Source organism: Streptomyces sp. SID3212 (genome assembly GCF_009865405.1).
Taxonomy (GTDB): Bacteria; Actinomycetota; Actinomycetes; order Streptomycetales; family Streptomycetaceae; genus Streptomyces.
Window position 1 is genome coordinate 1 of the sequence record NZ_WWJY01000759.1, and the last position, 18,455, is coordinate 18,455.

14 protein-coding genes and 1 pseudogene are annotated in these 18,455 nt (G+C 70.3%); 3 read left to right on the forward strand and 12 right to left on the reverse strand.

All coding sequences use genetic code 11. The features are described from left to right. The 6 genes from GT042_RS23000 to GT042_RS23025 form a co-directional block, all read right to left on the reverse strand. Positions 1–998, reverse strand: a 998-nt coding sequence (locus GT042_RS23000; RefSeq protein ID WP_161310625.1) for an ABC transporter ATP-binding protein, incomplete at its 3' end; no start/stop codon positions are given. Beyond that, positions 995–2,023, reverse strand: a complete 1,029-nt coding sequence (locus tag GT042_RS23005; RefSeq protein WP_161310626.1) for an ABC transporter permease — start codon at positions 2,021–2,023, stop codon at positions 995–997. The genes GT042_RS23000 and GT042_RS23005, both read right to left, overlap by 4 nt. A 3-nt stretch (positions 2,024–2,026) precedes the next feature. After that, positions 2,027–3,007 carry an ABC transporter permease gene (locus tag GT042_RS23010; protein ID WP_161310627.1) on the reverse strand — a complete coding sequence of 327 codons (981 nt, stop codon included), beginning with the start codon at positions 3,005–3,007 and terminating at the stop codon, positions 2,027–2,029. After that, positions 3,004–4,113 (reverse strand): ABC transporter ATP-binding protein, encoded by a 1,110-nt coding sequence (locus GT042_RS23015; RefSeq protein WP_161310628.1) that lies wholly within the window; start codon positions 4,111–4,113, stop codon positions 3,004–3,006. Before GT042_RS23015 ends, GT042_RS23010 begins: the two co-directional genes overlap by 4 nt. A gap of 14 nt (positions 4,114–4,127) precedes the next feature. Continuing rightward, complete coding sequence (locus GT042_RS23020) at positions 4,128–5,801, reverse strand: ABC transporter substrate-binding protein (RefSeq protein ID WP_161310629.1); 1,674 nt, start codon at positions 5,799–5,801, stop codon at positions 4,128–4,130. A 178-nt stretch (positions 5,802–5,979) separates the two neighbouring features. After that, entirely contained in the window at positions 5,980–6,957 is a 978-nt protein-coding gene (locus tag GT042_RS23025) for a LacI family DNA-binding transcriptional regulator (protein WP_161310630.1), read from the reverse strand. Between the two features lie 284 nt (positions 6,958–7,241). On the opposite strand from GT042_RS23025, the gene GT042_RS23030 reads away from it, so the two are divergent. Next, a complete protein-coding gene (locus tag GT042_RS23030) occupies positions 7,242–9,131 on the forward strand; it encodes a ricin-type beta-trefoil lectin domain protein (RefSeq protein WP_161310631.1) in 1,890 nt (629 codons plus the stop codon). Between the two features lie 90 nt (positions 9,132–9,221). Here GT042_RS23030 and cimA read toward each other — a convergent pair whose 3' ends face one another. The 4 genes from cimA to GT042_RS39900 all read right to left on the reverse strand — a co-directional run bounded on the left by cimA (position 9,222) and on the right by GT042_RS39900 (position 13,835). Next, a complete protein-coding gene (gene cimA / locus GT042_RS23035) occupies positions 9,222–10,838 on the reverse strand; it encodes a citramalate synthase (protein ID WP_161310632.1) in 1,617 nt (538 codons plus the stop codon). A 368-nt stretch (positions 10,839–11,206) separates the two neighbouring features. Beyond that, the gene (locus GT042_RS23040) at positions 11,207–12,298 is read right to left on the reverse strand and encodes a branched-chain amino acid aminotransferase (protein WP_161310633.1); all 1,092 of its coding nucleotides are present in this window, start codon (positions 12,296–12,298) and stop codon (positions 11,207–11,209) included. A gap of 229 nt (positions 12,299–12,527) precedes the next feature. After that, positions 12,528–13,574 carry a 3-isopropylmalate dehydrogenase gene (locus GT042_RS23045; RefSeq protein ID WP_161310634.1) on the reverse strand — a complete coding sequence of 349 codons (1,047 nt, stop codon included), beginning with the start codon at positions 13,572–13,574 and terminating at the stop codon, positions 12,528–12,530. 132 nt (positions 13,575–13,706) lie between these two features. Further along, positions 13,707–13,835 (reverse strand): hypothetical protein, encoded by a 129-nt coding sequence (locus tag GT042_RS39900; protein ID WP_272925745.1) that lies wholly within the window; start codon positions 13,833–13,835, stop codon positions 13,707–13,709. 376 nt (positions 13,836–14,211) lie between these two features. Between GT042_RS39900 and GT042_RS23050 the strand changes: the two genes are divergently transcribed. Continuing rightward, complete coding sequence (locus tag GT042_RS23050) at positions 14,212–15,051, forward strand: DUF1206 domain-containing protein (RefSeq protein WP_161310635.1); 840 nt, start codon at positions 14,212–14,214, stop codon at positions 15,049–15,051. Between the two features lie 141 nt (positions 15,052–15,192). Here GT042_RS23050 and pruA read toward each other — a convergent pair whose 3' ends face one another. Together pruA and GT042_RS23060 are read right to left on the reverse strand one after the other, a co-directional pair. Beyond that, a complete protein-coding gene (pruA, locus tag GT042_RS23055) occupies positions 15,193–16,824 on the reverse strand; it encodes an L-glutamate gamma-semialdehyde dehydrogenase (protein WP_161310636.1) in 1,632 nt (543 codons plus the stop codon). A 59-nt stretch (positions 16,825–16,883) separates the two neighbouring features. Continuing rightward, the gene (locus GT042_RS23060) at positions 16,884–17,810 is read right to left on the reverse strand and encodes a proline dehydrogenase family protein (protein ID WP_161310637.1); all 927 of its coding nucleotides are present in this window, start codon (positions 17,808–17,810) and stop codon (positions 16,884–16,886) included. Positions 17,811–17,961: 151 nt separating this feature from the next. Between GT042_RS23060 and GT042_RS23065 the strand changes: the two are divergent. Continuing rightward, positions 17,962–18,455: pseudogene (locus GT042_RS23065) on the forward strand (PucR family transcriptional regulator); the annotation flags it as partial.

Sequence of the window (18,455 nt, forward strand, 5' to 3'; positions counted from 1 at the left end):
GCGGCGGGCGGGGTGCGGTGCAGCCAGCAGGCCACCGTGCGGTCGGGTTCACCGGGCGGTCCCGCGAGGACCGGGACGTGGGACGCGCAGGGCGCGAACGCCTTGCCGCAGCGGGGGTGGAAGGCGCAGCCGGCCGGCATCGCGGTCAGGTGCGGGGGCGAGCCCGGGATGCCGGTCAGCTCGCGGCGGGGGCCGTGCAGGGCGGGGAAGGAGTGCAACAGGCCGTCGCTGTACGGGTGTCGGGGGTCGCGGTAGATGTCGGCGGAGGCGGCCTCCTCGACGATCCGTCCCCCGTACATGATCGCGATCCGGTCGGAGAACTCGATCAGCAGCGAGATGTCGTGGGTGATGAAGACGACCGAGAAGCCCAGCTCCTCGCGGAGGCTGACGAGCTTGCGCAGGATCTGACGCTGCATCACCACGTCGAGGGCGGTGGTCGGTTCGTCCATGATGACGATCTCGGGCTCCAGGGCGAGGGCCATCGCGATCATCACGCGCTGCCGCATGCCGCCGGAGAGCTGGTGCGGATAGGCGGAGAGCCGGTCCTTGGAGATGCCGACGAGCGTGAGCAACTCCTCGGCGCGGGCGGTGCGTTCGGCCGCGCGCGACTGCGGGCGGTGGGCCTGGAGGACGTCGGTGAGCTGACTGTGGACGGTGTGCACGGGGTTGAGGGAGTTCATCGCGCCCTGGAAGACGATCGACAGCTCCTGCCAGCGGAAGGCCCGCAACTCCCGTGCGGAGAGGGCGAGAAGGTCCACCGGGTCCTGGCCGGGCGGGTGGTAGTGGACGTCTCCCCCAGTGATCACCCCGGGCGGCGAGAGCAGCCGCGTCACCGCGTAGGCAAGGGTCGACTTGCCGGAGCCGGACTCGCCGGCGAGTCCGAGCACCTCGCCCCGGTGCAGGGTGAGGTCGACGGAGCGCAGGGCGTGCACGGCGTGGGTGCCGGTGCCGTAGTCGACATCGAGGCCGCGGATGGTCAGGACGGGACGGCCGGTCATGCGTGCGGCTCCTTGTCGGGCGTACGGGCGTCGGGCGCCGCGGGGTCGGCCGTACGGGCGCCCGCCGTACGGTCCTTGCGGGCCACCGGCGTGAAGCCGACCCGCATCCGCACGTTCCGGGACGCGCCCGTGTCCGTACGCAGCCGGGGGTTGATGAACTCGTCGATCCCGAAGTTGATCAGCGAGAGGGCCGCGCCGAGCAGGGCGATGCAGAGCCCCGCCGGGACGAACCACCACCACGCGCCCTGGGCCAGGGCCTGGTTGGACTGGGCCCAGAACAGGACCGTCCCCCAGTTCCAGTTGGAGATGTCGGCGACGCCCGTGAAGGCGAGGGTGATCTCCAGCAGGATGGCGAAGATGACCGTCCCGACGAAGCCGGACGCAATCACGGCGGTGAGGTTGGGCATGATCTCGAAGCAGATGATCCGCCAGGTGGGCTCACCGGTCGCCCGCGCCGCCTCCACGTAGTCGCGGCGGCGCAGGGAGAGGGTCTGCGCGCGCAGGACCCGGGCGCCCCACGCCCAGGACGTGCAGGCGATCACCACGGCGATCAGCAGGTCACCGGCGTCCGAGACGAAGCTGGCGATGATGATGATCAGCGGCAGCGCGGGGATGACCAGGAAGATGTTGGAGAGCGCCGAGAGCAGCTCGTCCGCGACCCCGCCGAGGAAACCGGAGCTGACCCCGATCAGCACGGCGAAGATCGTGGCGAAGAATCCCGCCACGAAGCCGACGACGAGCACCCCGCGGGTACCGACGAGGATCTGAGAGAGCACGTCCTGGCCGGTCTGGGTGGTGCCGAACCAGTGCGCCCCGGAGGGCGGCCTGAGGATCTCCTCGCTCATCCGGTCGGGGTCGTACGGCGCGATCCACGGGCCGACGACCGCCAGTACGACGAAGAACCCGAGGATCGCCAGGCCGGTGACGGTCTTGCCGCCGCGCAGGAAGCGCAGCCGGGTGCGCCGGGCGGGGGCCGGGGTCGGCGCCGTGTCCAGCACGGCGACCTCGGCAGCGGTGACGGCCATGGCTCAGGCCTCCTTCCGGGTCCGCGGATCGAGCAGCAGGTAGACCAGGTCGGCCAGCAGGTTCGCCGCCAGCACCGAGAGCGTGATGATCAGGAAGACGCCCTGCATCAGCGGGTAGTCCTTGGCGCCGACGGCCTGGAAGAGCTGATAGCCGATGCCCGGATAGGAGAAGACCATCTCCACCAGCAGGGTGCCGCCGACGATGAACCCGAGGGAGAGGGCGAAGCCGGAGATGTTGGGGAGGATCGCGTTGCGGGCGGCGTACGAGAACATCACGCGCCGCTCCGACAGGCCCTTGGCCTGGGCGACCATGACGTAGTCCTCGGAGGAGACGGTCACCATCATGTTCCGCATCCCGAGGATCCAGCCCGCCACGGCGCTGAGCACGATCGTGACGCCCGGCAGGACGGAGTGGTAGAGCGCGCTGGAGAGGAACGGCACGTCGAAGGCGGGCACCAGCGAGCCGTCGTACCCGCCCGAGGCCGGGAACAGCGGCCATTTCACGGCGAACAGCGCGATGGCGATCAGGCCGAGCCAGAAGTACGGGATGGACGAGATGAAGGTGGTGACGGGCAGCAGCCCGTCCAGCCAGGAACCGCGCCGCCAGCCGCTGTAGACGCCGATGCCGGTGCCGAGCAGGAAGCTGATCAGGGTGGTCGTGCCGACCAGGGCCAGGGTCCAGGGCAGCGACTGGGAGATGACCTCGCCGACCGGAGTGGGGAAGAACGTGAACGACAGCCCGAGGTCGCCCTGGAGGAGCTGCGACCAGTAGTCGGTGTACTGCTGCCAGAGCGAACGCTCCTTGTCGAGGCCGAAGAGGGCCTTGAGGGAGTTGACGGCGCTGGTGTCGAGCTGGCCCTGGAAGCGGGAGATCAGGGCCTGGACCGGGTCGCCGGGCATCAGCCGCGGGATCAGGAAGTTGATCGTGATCGCGGCCCAGGCGGTGACGGCGTAGAAGGTGAGCCGCTGGAGGACGTACTTCACGGGGCGGTCACCTCCGGCGCGGCGGAAGCGTCCCCGGCGCCGGGGCCGTTCTCCGGGTCCGCGCCGTCTTCGTACAGCCAGCAGGCCGCCCACTGGCCAGCAGCCAGTTCGAAGCGCGGCGGCAGTTCCGTACGGCAGCGCTCCATGGCCCGCGGGCAGCGCGGGTGGAAGCGGCAGCCGGCGGGCGGGGAGATCAGCGACGGGGGTTCGCCGGTGCCGGTCTCCTCCTGCCGCTCCTCCGCCACGATCCGGTCGGGGTCCGGCGCCGAGGCGATCAGCAGCTGGGTGTACGGGTGCGCGGGGCGCTGCGTGACGGTCTCGCTGTCCCCGCCCTCGACGATCCGGCCCGCGTACATCACCAGCGTCGTGTCGGCGAAGTACCGCGCGGAGGCGATGTCGTGGGTGATGTAGAGGATCGCGAGCCGCAGCCGCTCCTTGAGGTCGCGCAGCAGGTTGAGCACGCCGAGCCGGATGGAGACGTCGAGCATCGAGACGGGCTCGTCGGCCAGCAGCACCTGCGGGTCGGCGCCGAGCGCGCGGGCGATGGCGACGCGCTGGCGCTGCCCGCCGGAGAGTTCGTGCGGGAACTTGTCCAGGAACTGCCCGGGCGGGGTGAGTTGCACCCGCTCCAGCAGCGCCGACGACTCCTCCTCCGTGCCCCGCTTGCCGTGGATCCGCAGCGAGCGGGTGAGGTGGTAGCGCACGGTGTGCACCGGGTTGAGGGAGGCGAACGGGTCCTGGAAGATCAGCTGGACCTGTTTGACGTACGCGCGGAAGGACCGGCCACGCCCGGCCTTGACGGGCTTCCCGCCGAGCCGTATCTCCCCCTCGGTGAGGGGGTACAGCTGGGCGAGCAGCCGGGCGACGGTGGACTTGCCCGAGCCCGACTCCCCCACCAGGGCGGTGACCGTGCCGCGCCGCAGCAGCAGCGACACGTCGTCCACGGCGTGGACGCTGCGGTGCCGGCCGGCGAGCAGGTCACCACCGGTGCGGCGGACGGGGAAGTGCTTGGTGACACCGCGGGCCTCCAGCACGACGGCGTGGTCGTGCGCGTCCGGGTCCGTGGCGGGGGGAGTGTCCTGGGCGGTCGTGTTCTGGGGGGTCATGGCCGGTCCCGCCGTCACTTCGCCGCGGGCTTGAGGTGGAGCACGACGTCCAGCGAGTTGGGCTGGGTGGGCTGCGGGGGGCCGTACGGGTTGTCCTCGGTGGGCCAGCCGACCCAGTACTTGGTGGAGTACTCCGCGCCGATCGGGCCGGCCGCCGTCGGGATCATCGGCACTTCCTCGACCATGATCTTCTGGAGGGTGTTCATGGCCGCCGTACGGGCCGCGTCCTCGGTGGCGGTGGCGTACTCCCGCAGCGCCGCGGTCGCCTCGGGGCTGTCGAAGCGGCCGAAGTTGCCGAGCTGGGAGGCCTTGCCGACGGGCTGGAGCAGCTCCCCGTCCATGATGTTCTGGTACATGTCGTAGGGCGTCGGGCCGCTGTTGGTCCAGTGCAGCGTGGCGTCGAACTTGCCGTTGCTGACGTCCGACGTCCAGGACTCCGCGGTCTGGGTCCTGACCTTCGCCTCGATGCCGAGCTGCTTGATGTTGTCCTTGATGATCGCGAGCCCGGTGATGTAGTCGTTCCAGCCGGCCGGGTCCGTGAAGGTCAGCGAGACCGGCTTGCCCTTCGGGTCCTTGAGCACCCCGCCGTCGAGCTTGTATCCCGCCTCGGCCAGGAGCTTCTTCGCCCCCGCGACGTCCGGCTCGACGGTGGCGTTCTTGTACTCGGGCGCGAGGAAGGAGTCACCGGCGGGCAGCGGGATGCCGGTCGGGTTGGTGATCTCCGGGTACAGCGTCGCCTGGGCCTGGACGTGGATCGCGCGGCGGTCGACGACCATCGCCATGGCCTTGCGCAGCGCCTTGTCGGCAAGCGGGCCCCGGGTGGTGTTGAACCACAGGCCGTGGATGCCGAGCCCGGAGGGGAACCAGAGCTTGTTGTTCTTGGGGTCCTTGGCGACGTACAGCTGCTTGTAGTTCGGCATGAAGACGAACGACCACTGCGTCTGGCCGCTCGCCAGGGCCGTGGTCTGCGCGCTGTTGTCGTTGTACGACGTGTAGCGCAGCTCCTTCACCAGGGTCTTGCCCTTCCAGTAGGAGGGCAGGGCGGTGAGGGTGGTGGTCTGCGGGGTGAACGTCTTGAGCTTGTACGGGCCCGAGCCGACCGGCGTCCGGTTGGGCCAGGTCGCCGGGTCCTTGACGGTCTCCCAGATGTGCTTCGGGACGACGTACGTCTGGAGGATCTTGTTCTGGTTGACGAACTGGCTCTCCTTGAAGGTCAGGACGAGCTGGTCGCCGTGCGCCTCGATGCCGTCGAACTGGAGGCCGTTGCCGTTGAGCGCCGGGTACTTCTTCAGCAGTTCGAAGGTGAAGGCCGCGTCCTCGGCGGTGAGCGGTTTGCCGTCGGACCACTCGGCCTTGGGATCGATCGTGAAGGTGACCTTCGTGAAGTTGGACTCCCACTCCCAGCCGGTCGCCAGCCAGGGCTTCGCCTTCTCGCTGGGCCGGATGACGTTCGTCATCGCCAGCGGCTCGTAGATCATGTAGCGGTAGCCGAGCGAGGCGCCCGCCGACGTGCCCAGGAACGGGTTGCTGTTGTTGGTCTGGGGGCCGTTCGGCATGCTGACGGTGAGCACACCCGAGGCCCCGGCCGCCTTCCGGTTGGCATCCGAGTTGGCCGAGGAACATCCGGCGGCGAGGGCGGCCACGGCGGTGGCGGCGGCCAGCGCCCGGAGCGTGCGGTGTGCTGACATGGGGGTCTCCAGGAAGGACTACGAGATCTGGCGGACAACTGCGCTGCGGTGCGTGCGGTGCAAGGCGGTGCGTGGGGTACCGGGCGGTGCAGGGCGTGCAGGGCGGTGCGGTTCGTCTTCCGCCGGATAGGCGGTCCTGGTGCGGAGTGGGGTGGGGCGTGGGGCGGGTGCGGTCCGGTTACGGCGCGGATTGCCTCACCACGAGTTCGGTGGGCAGGACGACAGGTTCGTCGGGGGCGGCCGCGCCGCCGAGGTGTTCCAGCAGCATCCGCGCCGCCGTCTCGCCCATCTGCCGGGCGGGCTGGCGGACGGTCGTCAGCGGAGGCTCGGTGTGCCGGGCCATCGGGATGTTGTCGAAGCCGACCACGGCGATGTCGTCGGGGACGGTCCGCCCGGCGGCCCGCAGGGCGCGCAGGGCGCCGGCCGCGCTGATGTCGTTGTGCGCGAACACCGCGTCGAACGGGACCCGGCCGTTGAGGAGTTTCTCGACCGCGAGCCGTCCGGACAGCTCGGTGAAGTCGCCGACGACGACCCGGTCGGTGGGCAGGACGTGCCGGAAGCCGGCGAGCCGGTCCCGTACACACCCGAAATGGGCCGGGCCTGTGATGACCAGCGGCTTGGTGCGTCCGTCGGCCAGCAGATGGCGGGCCGCCGACGCGCCTCCCTCGAAATTGGTGGTCACGACGGAGGGGAAGTCCTCGGGGTGGGCGCCGCGGTCGTCGATCAGGACGACCGGCAGGCCCTGGCGGTGCAGGCCGATGATGGTGTCGAGGGTGTTCTCCGGTTCGACGACGAGCAGTCCGTCGAAGGCGCGGGCGGAGACCTGGGTGGTGAACCGCTGAACCGATTCGGCACCCCGGTTGCAGGTGAACAGCAGCAGCCCGTACCCCGCGGCCTCCACGGTGTCGACCACCCCCTGGAGCACCTCGCCCATCCACGGCCAGGTCAGCGAGGGCACCAGCATGCCGACCGTACGGCTGCTCCCTCGGGCCAGTCCGACGGCGCCCGAGCTCGGTACGTACCCGAGCTGCGCGATGACCGCGCGGACGCGGGCCGCCGTACCGCCGTCGACCTCGCCCTTGGTGTTGATGACCCGGGACACGGTCGTCTTGCTGACGCCCGCCTGGCGGGCGACGTCGGCGATCGTGACACGCATCGGGGCCTCCGCGTCGAGGTGTGGAACCGGTACCGCAACCGCTTCCGGAACCGGTACCGGGCGTTGGGCGGTGAGTTAACCGGCAGGCAACACTGCCGTCAATACTTCACGTCGAGATTGGTCCGCACCTTTGGTGCATAGCAGGCCAGTAGCGGGCCAAGGGAGTTATGCGTTCAGGTTGTGAATACGCAGCCCCTTGACGGGAGTTCGCAACAGCAGTTCACTCACGCCGCAGGCACCATCGCGTAACCCCCCACCTCTGTGCCAAGAAGGGCAGCAGTCACATGGCGAGATCGAGTGCTCAAGGACGGCGTCTGACGAGGGTCCTCCTCGCGGGCGCCCTGGCCACGGCCGGGCTCACCGGCCTGTCCGCCGGGCCGGCCCAGGCCGCGGGCGAGCAGGTCAACATCTATCTGACGACCACGAGCGACGCGCGCGGCCGGGTCGTCACCCGGGGTCTCCAGCAGCAGACTCCCGTCAACTTCCAGTCGGGCAACGGCGGCAGCGGCACCAACGTGACCGTCGACGAGAACACCCGCTACCAGACCTTCACGGGCGGCGGCGCGTCGTTCACCGACACCGCCGCGTACCTGATGAAGGAGAGCGGCGCGCTCTCGCAGGCGACCCTCGACGCCACGATGAGGAAGCTCTTCTCCCCCACCGACGGCATCGGGCTCTCCTTCAACCGGAACCCGATGGGCGGCTCCGACCTGGCCCGCTTCGGCTACACGTACGACGACGTGCCGGCGGGTCAGACCGACCCCACGCTGTCGAAGTTCTCGATAGCCCACGACCTCCGGGCCGTCCTGCCGCTGACCAAGCAGGCCAAGCAGCTGAATCCGGCCATGACCAACGTGGCGTCCCCCTGGACCGCCCCCGCCTGGATGAAGGACAGCGGCCAGCTCAACGGCGGCTGGCTCAAGGCGGAGAACTACGGCACGTACGCCGACTACTTCGTCAAGTACCTCCAGGCCTACCGCGACCAGGGCATCCCGATCGACTACGTCACGGCGCAGAACGAGCCGACGTGCTGTTCGAGCTACCCGTCGATGAGCTGGAACGGCTCCGGCCTGGCGTTCTTCACCAAGAGCAACCTGCTGCCCAAGCTCCAGGCCGCCGGCCTGCCCACCAAGGTGCTCGCGCACGACTGGAACTGGGACACGTACGACGCGTACGCCGCGGAGACCGTGAACGACGCGGCGGTCCGCAACCACCCGAACTTCGGCGGGGTCGCCTGGCACGGCTACGGCGGCGACATCGCCAAGCAGACCACCGTGCACAACCAGTACCCGACGATGGACGCGTTCCAGACGGAGCACTCCGGTGGCGAGTGGATCGCCAACCAGCAGCGCGAGGACATGAACAACATCATCGACTACACCCGCAACTGGGCGAAGTCGGTGACCAAGTGGTCCCTCGCGGTGGACCAGAACCGCGGTCCCCACAACGGTGGTTGCGGCACCTGCGACGGTCTGATCACGGTCCACAACGGTGACAGCCGGCACGGCCAGGTCGACTACAACATCGAGTACTACACGATGGGCCACCTGACGAAGTTCGTGAAGCCGGGCGCCTCGCGGATCTCCTCCACCGCCAGCGGCACCGTCCCGAACGTGGCCTGGCGCAACACGGACGGCTCGAAGGCGCTGATCGCGTACAACGACGGCACCGCTGCCCAGACCCTGCGGGTCAACTGGGGCGGCCAGAACTTCAGTTACTCGCTCCCCGGCAAGACCTCGGCCACGTTCACCTGGTCGGGCACCCAGGCGGGCGGCGGGGGCGGCACCGGTTCGACGGGCACCTTCCGGGGCCTCGCGGGCAAGTGCCTGGACGCGGCGGCCGGTTCGAGCGCCAACGGCACCGCCGTCCAGCTCTACGACTGCAACGGCTCGACGGCCCAGAACTGGACCGTCGGCACGGACAACACCATCAGGACGCTCGGCAAGTGCCTGGACGTGACGGCCGCCTCCACGGCGGACGGCGCGAAGGTGCAGCTGTACGACTGCAACGGCTCCACGGCCCAGCAGTTCACGTACAACTCCGGATCGGGTGACATCGTCAACCTCGGGGCCAACAAGTGCCTCGACGTGACGGGGAACTCGTCGGCGAACGGAGCCCGTGCGCAGATCTGGACCTGCACCGGGGCGTCCAACCAGAAGTGGCGCCTCCAGTAACCGCACCGGATCGCTGAGATCCCCACACGGAAACGCCGGACGGGCTGGAAGCAGCCCGTCCGGCGTCGTGTCCGGCCGGTCCGCCGGGTCTCACTCGGCCGGCTCGGCCCCGGCCCGCAGCAGGCCGTACGTGTACGCGTCCTCCAGTGCCTGCCAGGACGCCGCGATGACGTTCTCCGCGACCCCGAGCGTGGACCACTCGGCCGTACCGTCCGACGTGGTGACCAGTACCCGCGTGGTGGAGTCGGTGCCGTGCGTGCCCTCCAGGATGCGGACCTTGTAGTCCACCAGCTGGAACTTGGCGAGCTGGGGGTAGATCCGCTCCAGGCCGACCCGCATCGCCCGGTCCAGCGCGTTGACCGGGCCGTTCCCCTCGGCGGTGGCGACGATCCGCTCGCCCTTCGCCCAGATCTTCACCGTGGCCTCGTTGGCGTGGGTGCCGTCGGGGCGGTCCTCGACGATCGCCCGCCAGGACTCCGTACGGAAGTAGACGCGCGGCTTCCCCTCGGCCTCCTCGCGCAGCAGCAGCTCGAAGGAGGCGTCGGCCGCCTCGTACGTGTACCCCTGGAGTTCGCGCTCCTTGACCCGGCCGACCACCCGGGCGACCAGGTCGCGGTCGCCGCCGAGGTCGACGCCCAGCTCCTTGCCCTTGAGCTCGATGGAGGCGCGGCCCGCCATGTCGGAGACCAGCATCCGCATGGTGTTGCCGACCAGCTCGGGGGCGATGTGCTGGTACAGGTCGGGGTCGACCTTGATCGCGGAGGCGTGCAGGCCGGCCTTGTGGGCGAAGGCCGAGATGCCCACGTACGGCTGGTGGGTGGAGGGGACGAGGTTGACGACCTCGGCGATGGCGTGCGAGATCCGGGTCATCTCGGCGAGCGCGCCGGGGGGCAGGACCCGCTGGTCGTACTTGAGCTCCAGCGCGGCGACGACCGGGAAGAGGTTGGCGTTGCCGACGCGCTCGCCGTAGCCGTTGGCCGTGCACTGGACGTGGGTGGCGCCCGCGTCGACGGCGGCGAGGGTGTTGGCGACCGCGCAGCCCGTGTCGTCCTGGGCGTGGATGCCGAGCCGGGCGCCGGTGTCGGCGAGGACGGTGGCGACGACGGCCTGGATCTGGGCGGGCAGCATGCCGCCGTTCGTGTCGCAGAGGACCACGACGTCCGCGCCGGCCTCGGCGGCGGCCCGTACGACGGACTTGGCGTACTCGGCGTTGGCGCGGTAGCCGTCGAAGAAGTGCTCGCAGTCGACGAAGACCCGGCGGTCCTGCTCGCGGAGGTACGACACGGTGTCGCGGATCATCGCGAGGTTCTCGTCGAGGGTGGTGCGCAGCGCCAGTTCGACATGGCGGTCGTGCGACTTGGCGACCAGCGTGACCACCGGGGCGCCGGACTCCACGAGCGCCCTGACCTGCGGGTCCTCGGAGGCCTTGGCGCCGGGGCGGCGGGTGGAGCCGAAGGCGACGAGCCGGGCGTGCCGGAAGTCGATCTCCTGCCGGGCCCGGGCGAAGAACTCGGTGTCGCGCGGGTTGGCCCCCGGCCAGCCGCCCTCGATGAAGCCCACGCCGAATTCGTCCAGGTAGCGTGCGATGGCCAGCTTGTCGGCGACCGTCAGGTTGATGCCTTCGCGCTGGGCGCCGTCCCGCAGCGTCGTGTCGAAGACATGAAAACTGTCGTCGTTCCCCGTGGGCCCCGTGGACTCTGTGGTCATGGTGTCCTGCTCCTGTTGAGTGGATGGTCTGGCTCCACCTGCCCCCGTCTCCCCGCGCGGTCCGCCTCCGGCCGGGGTGGGGCCGGAAAACGAAAAAACCCCTCGCGGATGCGAGAGGTCTGCGCGCGGGTCCGAGGCTCGATGTCCGCTCCGTACTGGTCTACGGGGCGGTCACTGCGGACCGGCGCGCTTGCTGCCAATAATCATGACGAACGAGAGCACGAGCCGATTTTCGCACGTCCGGTCACTTTACGAAGCCCTGTCTCACGATGCGGTCGATCATCTTCCCCGCGTCTTCCGGCCGTCAGCGTAGCGGGACCCGCACCCCCGTGGTGCGGGATGCGGGTCCTCGTACAGGAACAACCGGGTCAGGCGACGTGGTGCCGCCAGCCGTGGACGTCCGGCGCGGCGCCCGACTGGATCTCCAGCAGCGCCTTGCGCATCTTCATCGTGACCTCGCCGGGGCGGCCGTCCGCCACGGTCCAGCCGCCGCGCGCCGAGTGGACCGTGCCGACGGGGGTGATGACGGCGGCGGTGCCGCACGCGAAGACCTCGGTGAGGGAGCCGTCGGCGTTGCCGGTACGCCAGTCGTCGACGGTCAGGCGGCCCTCCGTCACCTCGTACCCGAGGTCGGCGGCGATCTTCAGGACCGAGTCGCGGGTGACCCCGGCGAGCAGGGTGCCGGTCAGCTCGGGCGTCATGAGCTTGTCGCCGTACACGAAGAAGAGGTTGTTGGTGCCCATCTCCTCGATCCAGCGCCGCTCGGTCGCGTCCAGCCAGACCACCTGGTCGCAGCCGTGCTTGGTGGCCTCGGCCTGGGCGATGAGGGACGCGGCGTAGTTGCCGCCGGCCTTCGCCTCGCCCGTGCCGCCGGGGGCGGCGCGCACGTACTCCTCGGACAGCCAGACGGAGACCGGCTTCACGCCGCCGGCGAAGTACGCCCCGGCCGGGGAGGCGATGACCATGAAGAGGAACTCGTTGGCCGGCCGCACGCCGACGCCGACCTCCGTCGCGAACATGAACGGCCGGATGTAGAGGGATTCCTCACCGACGCCGGGCACCCACGCGCGGTCCTGGGCGATGAGCGCGTCCACCGCGGCGACGAACGTCTCCACGGGCAGCTCGGGCATCGCCATCCGGCGCGCGGAGCGCTGGAAGCGGCGCGCGTTCTCCTCCGGGCGGAAGGTGGCGACGGAGCCGTCCACCTGCCGGTACGCCTTGAGTCCCTCGAAGATGGTCTGCGCGTAGTGCAGGGTCATGTTCGCCGGGTCGATCGACAGCGGGGCGTACGGCACCAGCTCCGCGTCGTGCCAGCCGCGGCCCTCGGTCCACTTCACCGTCACCATGTTGTCGGTGAAGTGGCGGCCGAACCCCGGGTTGGCGAGGATCCGCTCCCGCTCGGCGTCGGACAGCGGGTGCGCGGAGGGCTTGAGCTCCAGGGTGGTCGTGGGCGTGGTCATGAATACTCTCGTCCTTCACCGGTTGTGTGTGACGGACCGCGTTCACGCCGCTACAGCCCTACTAGGACGTCCGAGTATCGGGGCGGGCGACCGCCCCCGTTGTGGAGAGCGGGGGCGGGGCATGACCGGAACGAGTGAATGTGGTCCTGGGATGATGGTGTCACCCGGAGGCCGCAAAAGCACAGCCGCCGGGTCACAGGACCCGGCGGCTGTCGGAAGTCGCGGCGGGTCAGCTCGCTACACGTACGGCGAGTGCGTCACCGATCTCGTCGGTCGTCCGCGCGGACGCGGAACCGTCACGCCCGGCGAGGTCGGCCGCGACGGCCTCCTCGATCCGGACGGCCTCGGCGTCGAGGCCGAGGTGGCGCAGCAGGAGGGCGACGGAGAGAACGGTGGCGGTGGGGTCGGCCTTCCCCTGGCCCGCGATGTCCGGCGCGGAGCCGTGCACCGGCTCGAACATCGAGGGGAACGTACGGTCCGGATTGATGTTCGCGGACGCGGCCAGGCCGATGCCCCCGCTGATGGCGGCGGCCAGGTCGGTGAGGATGTCACCGAAGAGGTTGTCGGTCACGATCACGTCGAAGCGCTCGGGCTGGGTGACGAAGAAGATCGTCGCGGCGTCGACGTGCAGGTAGTCGGTGGTGACCTCGGGGTACTCCTCGCCCACCCGGTCGAAGATGTTCTTCCACAGGTGGCCGGCGTAGACGAGGACGTTGTTCTTGTGGACCAGCGTCAGCTTCTTGCGGGGGCGGGCGGCGGCGCGCGCGTACGCGTCCCTGACGACGCGCTCCACGCCGTACGCCGTGTTGAGGCTCACTTCCGTGGCCACCTCGGCGGGTGTACCGGTGCGCAGCGAACCGCCGTTGCCCGTGTACGGGCCTTCGGTGCCCTCGCGGACGACGACGAAGTCGATGGCGGGGCGGCCGGCCAGCGGGGTCGCGGTGTTCGGGAACAGCTTCGACGGACGCAGGTTCACGTAGTGGTCGAAGGCGAAGCGAAGTTTGAGGAGGAGGCCGCGCTCCAGGACGCCGGACGGCACGCTCGGGTCGCCGATCGCGCCGAGCAGGATGGCGTCGTGGCCCTTGAGGGCTTCGAGGTCCGCGTCCGGGAGGGTCTCCCCGGTCCGGTGCCAGCGGCCCGCGCCGAGGTCGTACTCCTTGGTCTCCAGCTTCACATCCTGCGGGAGGACGGCACGCAGGACCTTGAGGCCCTGGGCGACGACCTCCTGACCGATGCCGTCACCGGGGATCACTGCGAGATTGATGCTGCGAGACATAGCGGCACCCTACTCCGCGTCCCATGGATTGACATCGCGTGTCCATTCCGTGGACACGGATGTCAATCTCCATGGGCAGCGCGGTCCTGACGGGGGCTCGACAGAGGTCCCGCCAGGGGTCCTGACAGGGGCTCAGTGGCCCGTCGAGCCGCCGTTGTCCCTGCGGTCGAGGGCGCGCTGGAGCGCCGCGGCGGCGTTCTTGCGCTCGGACTCGCTCGTACGGGGAGTGTGACGGACGCGGCGGACAGTGGTCTCGGCCATGTTGATCGACTCCTTGGGGCAGCGGAGAGCGGAGACATGCGGCACGGGGGCCGCATGATGCGTCTACGAGGCGCCGGAAGGGGCGGGGCGGCATACGCGGCAGGGGTTGCCTGCGTGGGGGCGTGTGCCGTCCACCGCGTTCGCTCGATGAAGCGAGACGTTCGGCTCATTCCAAGCTAGGCGAGCGGGGCCGCCCTGTCTTCTATTTACTCGGACTTCCTACTATCTGAGACGGCGATCGCGGAAAGGTGCCGGGGCGGTGCCGGGCGGGTGCCGGGGTGACTGCCGGTGACTGCCGGGCGGGTGCCGCGTGAACCGCCCCTGGGCAGCCGTTTCCGCCGGGCGGCCGGGGGCACCCGGACAGCGGAGGTTCACCATGGACGCACAGACGGTTTCACACAGTGGCCAGGGCAAGGCGCGACAGGCGGCGAACAGCTCGGTCATGGACGGGGCGGCCCGCTGGGGGTTCGCCGCACGGGGCGTGATCTATCTGCTCATCGGCATCCTGGCGCTGCGCATCGCCTTCGGCGGGGGCGGCGAGCAGGCCGACCGCGGGGGCGCGCTCGCCGAGCTGGCGAAGCAGCCGATGGGGTCGGTCCTGCTCTGGGCCCTCGGGATCGGGCTGGTCGGGATGGCGCTGTGGCGGCTCTCGGAGGCGATCGTGGGCGCGGCGGGGCCCGACGGCCGGAAGCCGGGCAAGCGGCTGATGTCGGCGGGCCGCTTCGTCTTCTACGGTTTTGTCGCCTACTCGGTCCTGGCGTTCGCCGCCGGGGAGAAGAGCAGCGGCAGCGGGTCCGGCGACCAGCAGTCGCAGGACATCACCGCCAGGGCGCTGAGCTGGCCCGGTGGCCAGTGGATCGTGGGCATCGCCGGCGCGGGCATAGTCGTCGCGGGCCTGTGGGTCGGGACGCGCGCGGTGATGCGCTCCTACCACAAGCACCTGAAGCTCGGTGAGATGTCCCGCAGGACCCGGCAGCTGGTCGACGTGACCGGCGTCGGCGGAGGTGCGGGGCGCGGGATCCTGTTCGCCGCGATCGGCGGGTTCGTGATCCAGGCGGCGGTGACGTACGAGCCGGACAAGGCCAAGGGCTTCGACGACACGCTGCGCTCGTTCACCGACACCCCGGCCGGTCCCTGGCTGCTGGCGCTCGTCGCGACCGGGCTGGTGCTGTTCGGCGTCTTCTCCTTCGCGATGGCCCGCTGGCGCCGGGTCTGACCGGCCCGCCGGCCCCTGGACGCGTACCGCCTCCGCACCGGCGCCCCTCTCCCGTACGGAGGCACAACACCGCCCCCGCTCCGGAGGGGGGCGCCGGTGCGGGGGCGGGGGTTTCCGGGCCCCAGGAGGGGCCTGGGCCGGTCAGCCCATGTGCGGGTAGCGGTAGTCCGTCGGCGGGACCAGCGTCTCCTTGATCGCGCGGGTCAGCGTCCAGCGCATCAGGTTCTGCGGGGCGCCCGCCTTGTCGTTGGTGCCGGACGCGCGCCCGCCGCCGAAGGGCTGCTGGCCGACGACGGCGCCGGTGGACTTGTCGTTGATGTAGAAGTTGCCGGCCGCGTACCGCAGCTTCTCCATCGTCCGGGCCGCCGCCGCGCGGTCGTTGGCGATGACCGAGCCGGTCAGCGCGTACGCCGAGACCGACTCCAGCTGCGTGAGCACGCTGTCGTAGTCGGCGTCGTCGTAGACGTGCACGGCGAGGATCGGGCCGAAGTACTCGGTCGTGAAGACCTCGTTCTCCGGGTCGGTGCACACGATGACCGTCGGCCGGACGAAGTACCCGACGGAGTCGTCGTACGTCCCGCCCGCGACGATCGTGCAGGTGGGGTCGGCGGCGGCGCGGTCGATCGCGGCCTTGTTCTTCGCGAAGGCGCGCTCGTCGATGACGGCGCCCATGAAGTGCCCGAGGTCCGTGACGTCGCCCATGGTGAGCGAGTCGACCTCGGCGGCGAACCGCTCCTTGAAGCCGCTCTCCCAGATCGACGCCGGGATGTACGCGCGCGACGACGCGGAGCACTTCTGGCCCTGGTACTCGAACGAGCCCCTGGTCAGCGCGGTCTTGAGGATCGCGGGGTCGGCGCTCGGGTGGGCGACGACGAAGTCCTTGCCGCCGGTCTCGCCGACGATCCGGGGGTACGAGCGGTACGTCTCGATGTTCTCGCCGACCGTCTTCCACAGGTGCTGGAAGGTCTTGGTCGAGCCGGTGAAGTGGATGCCCGCCAGGTCGCGGTGGCGCAGCGCCACCTCGGACACCGCGATCCCGTCCCCGGTCACCAGGTTGATGACGCCCTTGGGCAGCCCGGCCTCCTCCAGCAGCTCCATCAGCAGTACGGCCGCGAGGGTCTGGGTGGGCGACGGCTTCCAGACGACGACGTTGCCCATCAGCGCGGGGGCGGTCGGCAGGTTGCCCGCGATGGCGGAGAAGTTGAACGGCGTGATCGCGTAGACGAAGCCTTCGAGCGGGCGGTGGTCGAGCCGGTTCCACACGCCGGGCGAGTTGGCCGGCGGCTGCTCGGCGAGCAGGTCACGGGCGTACGAGACGTTGAAGCGCCAGAAGTCGACCAGCTCGCAGGGGCAGTCGATCTCCGCCTGCTGCGCGGTCTTCGACTGGCCGAGCATGGTCGCGGCGGCCAGCGTCTCGCGCCAGGGGCCCGCCAGCAGCTCGGCGGCGCGCAGGATGATCGCGGCGCGGTCGTCGAAGGCCATGGCGCGCCAGGCCGGGGCGGCGGCGAGGGCCGCGTCGACCGCGTCCTGGGCGTCCTGCTCCGTGGCGCCCGCGAACGTACCGAGCACCGCCTCGTGGCGGTGGGGCTGGACGACGTCGACCCGCGCGCCGCCGCCCATCCGCTTCACGCCGCCGATGGTCATCGGCAGGTCGACGGGGTTCTCGGCCAGTTCCTTGAGCTTCGCCTCCAGGAGGGCGCGCTCGGGCGACCCGGGGGCGTAGCCGTGCACCGGTTCGTTGACCGGCGTCGGAACCTGTGTCACAGCGTCCATGGGTGGCGGATCTCCTTCAGCAGCTTCATCGGCTTCATCAGCGGTGCGGTCGGGGGGAGTCAGCCACGGCTGACGATCGAGCGCAGGAAGAACGCGAGGTTGGCGGGGCGCTCGGCGAGGCGGCGCATGAAGTAGCCGTACCAGTCGGTGCCGTACGCGATGTAGACACGCATCCGGTGGCCCTCGGCGGCCAGCCGCACCTGCTCGGCCTCGCGGATGCCGTACAGCATCTGGAACTCGTACTCGTCGGGCTTGCGGCCCGCGCGGTGCGCGAGGTCCTGGGCGATCGCGATGATCCGGGGGTCGTGGGTGCCGACCATCGGGTAGCCGCCGCCCTCCATCAGGATCCGCAGGCTCCGGACGTACGCCTTGTCGACGTCGGCCTTGTCCTGGTACGCGACGGAGGCGGGCTCCTTGTAGGCGCCCTTGACGAGCCGGACGCGCGCGCCGGCGGCCGACAGCGCGCGGCAGTCGTCCTCCGTACGGAAGAGGTACGACTGGACGACGGCGCCGGTCTGCGGGAACTCGCGGCGGACCTCGGCGTGGACGGCGAGGGTCGAGTCGACGGTGGTGTGGTCCTCCATGTCGAGGGTGACCGTGGTGCCGATGGCGGCGGCGGCCTCGATGACGGCGGTGACGTTCTTGAGCGCGAGGTCGTGGCCGCCGGGCAGGGCCTGGCCGAAGGACGAGAGCTTCACCGACATCTCGGCGGCGGAGCCCAGTTCCAGCGGCTCCAGGGCCTCGACCAGCCGCAGGTACGCGTCCCGGGCACGCAGCGCCTCCGCCGGGTCGGTGATGTCCTCGCCGAGGACGTCGAGGGTGACCTCCAGGCCGCGGGCCGCCATGGACCGGACGACGGGGGCCGTCTCCTCGATCGACTCACCGGCGATGAAACGGTCCACCACGGGCTTGGTGACCGGGGCGGCCGAGACGGCGCGGCGCAGGGAGCCGCTGCGCGAGGCGGCCAGGATCACGGGACCCAGCACGGGGCACCTCCACGGTGAGTACGACCGCCCGGTGCGTTCGGGCGTCGGCTCAAAATCTAGGGAGCGGTCCGATCCTCTGCCATCGACAGCTGTCACGCATCCGTGGGCGGGATCTCATACATCTGTCTGAGAGGGGTGCGAGAATGTCCGGATGAAGGGCGATTACCAGGACCTGGTGGATGAGATCTCGGCACTGCTCGGCGTCCCCGCGACGCTGGAGAACCGCGATTTCGGACTGATCGCCTTCGGCGCGCACGACACCGAGGACGACACGGCGATGGACCCGGTCAGGACCCGGTCCATCGTGACGCGGAAGTCGACACCGGCGGTCCGCGCCTGGTTCGAGGGCTTCGGCATCACACGGGCCACCGGCCCCGTCCGGATCCCGGCGGCCCCGGACGCGGGGGTCTTCCGGGGCCGGATCTGCCTGCCCGTACGGCACCGGGGCATGGTCCTCGGTTACGTCTGGCTGCTCGACGACTCCGACCCCAGCCCGGACACCGCCCGGCTGGCGACGGCGATGGAGGTGACCGCCCGGATCGGCGACCTGCTCGCCGAGGAGGTCAAGGCGGGCACGGACCTGGCGCGCGAGCTGCGGGCGGCGCTGACCGCCGGGTCCGGCTGGCAGCGCGACACGGCGGTGAC

Excerpts from the sequence above, each read along its gene's own strand:
- GT042_RS23030 (WP_161310631.1), top strand. The coding sequence starts at position 7,242 with ATGGCGAGATCGAGTGCTCAAGGACGGCGTCTGACGAGGGTCCTCCTC.
- GT042_RS23040 (WP_161310633.1), bottom strand. The coding sequence starts at position 12,298 with ATGACCACGCCCACGACCACCCTGGAGCTCAAGCCCTCCGCGCACCCG.
- GT042_RS23050 (WP_161310635.1), top strand. The coding sequence starts at position 14,212 with ATGGACGCACAGACGGTTTCACACAGTGGCCAGGGCAAGGCGCGACAG.
- cimA (WP_161310632.1), bottom strand. The coding sequence starts at position 10,838 with ATGACCACAGAGTCCACGGGGCCCACGGGGAACGACGACAGTTTTCAT.
- GT042_RS23045 (WP_161310634.1), bottom strand. The coding sequence starts at position 13,574 with ATGTCTCGCAGCATCAATCTCGCAGTGATCCCCGGTGACGGCATCGGT.
- GT042_RS39900 (WP_272925745.1), bottom strand. The coding sequence starts at position 13,835 with ATGGCCGAGACCACTGTCCGCCGCGTCCGTCACACTCCCCGTACGAGC.
- GT042_RS23005 (WP_161310626.1), bottom strand. The coding sequence starts at position 2,023 with ATGGCCGTCACCGCTGCCGAGGTCGCCGTGCTGGACACGGCGCCGACC.
- GT042_RS23025 (WP_161310630.1), bottom strand. The coding sequence starts at position 6,957 with ATGCGTGTCACGATCGCCGACGTCGCCCGCCAGGCGGGCGTCAGCAAG.
- GT042_RS23020 (WP_161310629.1), bottom strand. The coding sequence starts at position 5,801 with ATGTCAGCACACCGCACGCTCCGGGCGCTGGCCGCCGCCACCGCCGTG.
- GT042_RS23015 (WP_161310628.1), bottom strand. The coding sequence starts at position 4,113 with ATGACCCCCCAGAACACGACCGCCCAGGACACTCCCCCCGCCACGGAC.
- pruA (WP_161310636.1), bottom strand. The coding sequence starts at position 16,824 with ATGGACGCTGTGACACAGGTTCCGACGCCGGTCAACGAACCGGTGCAC.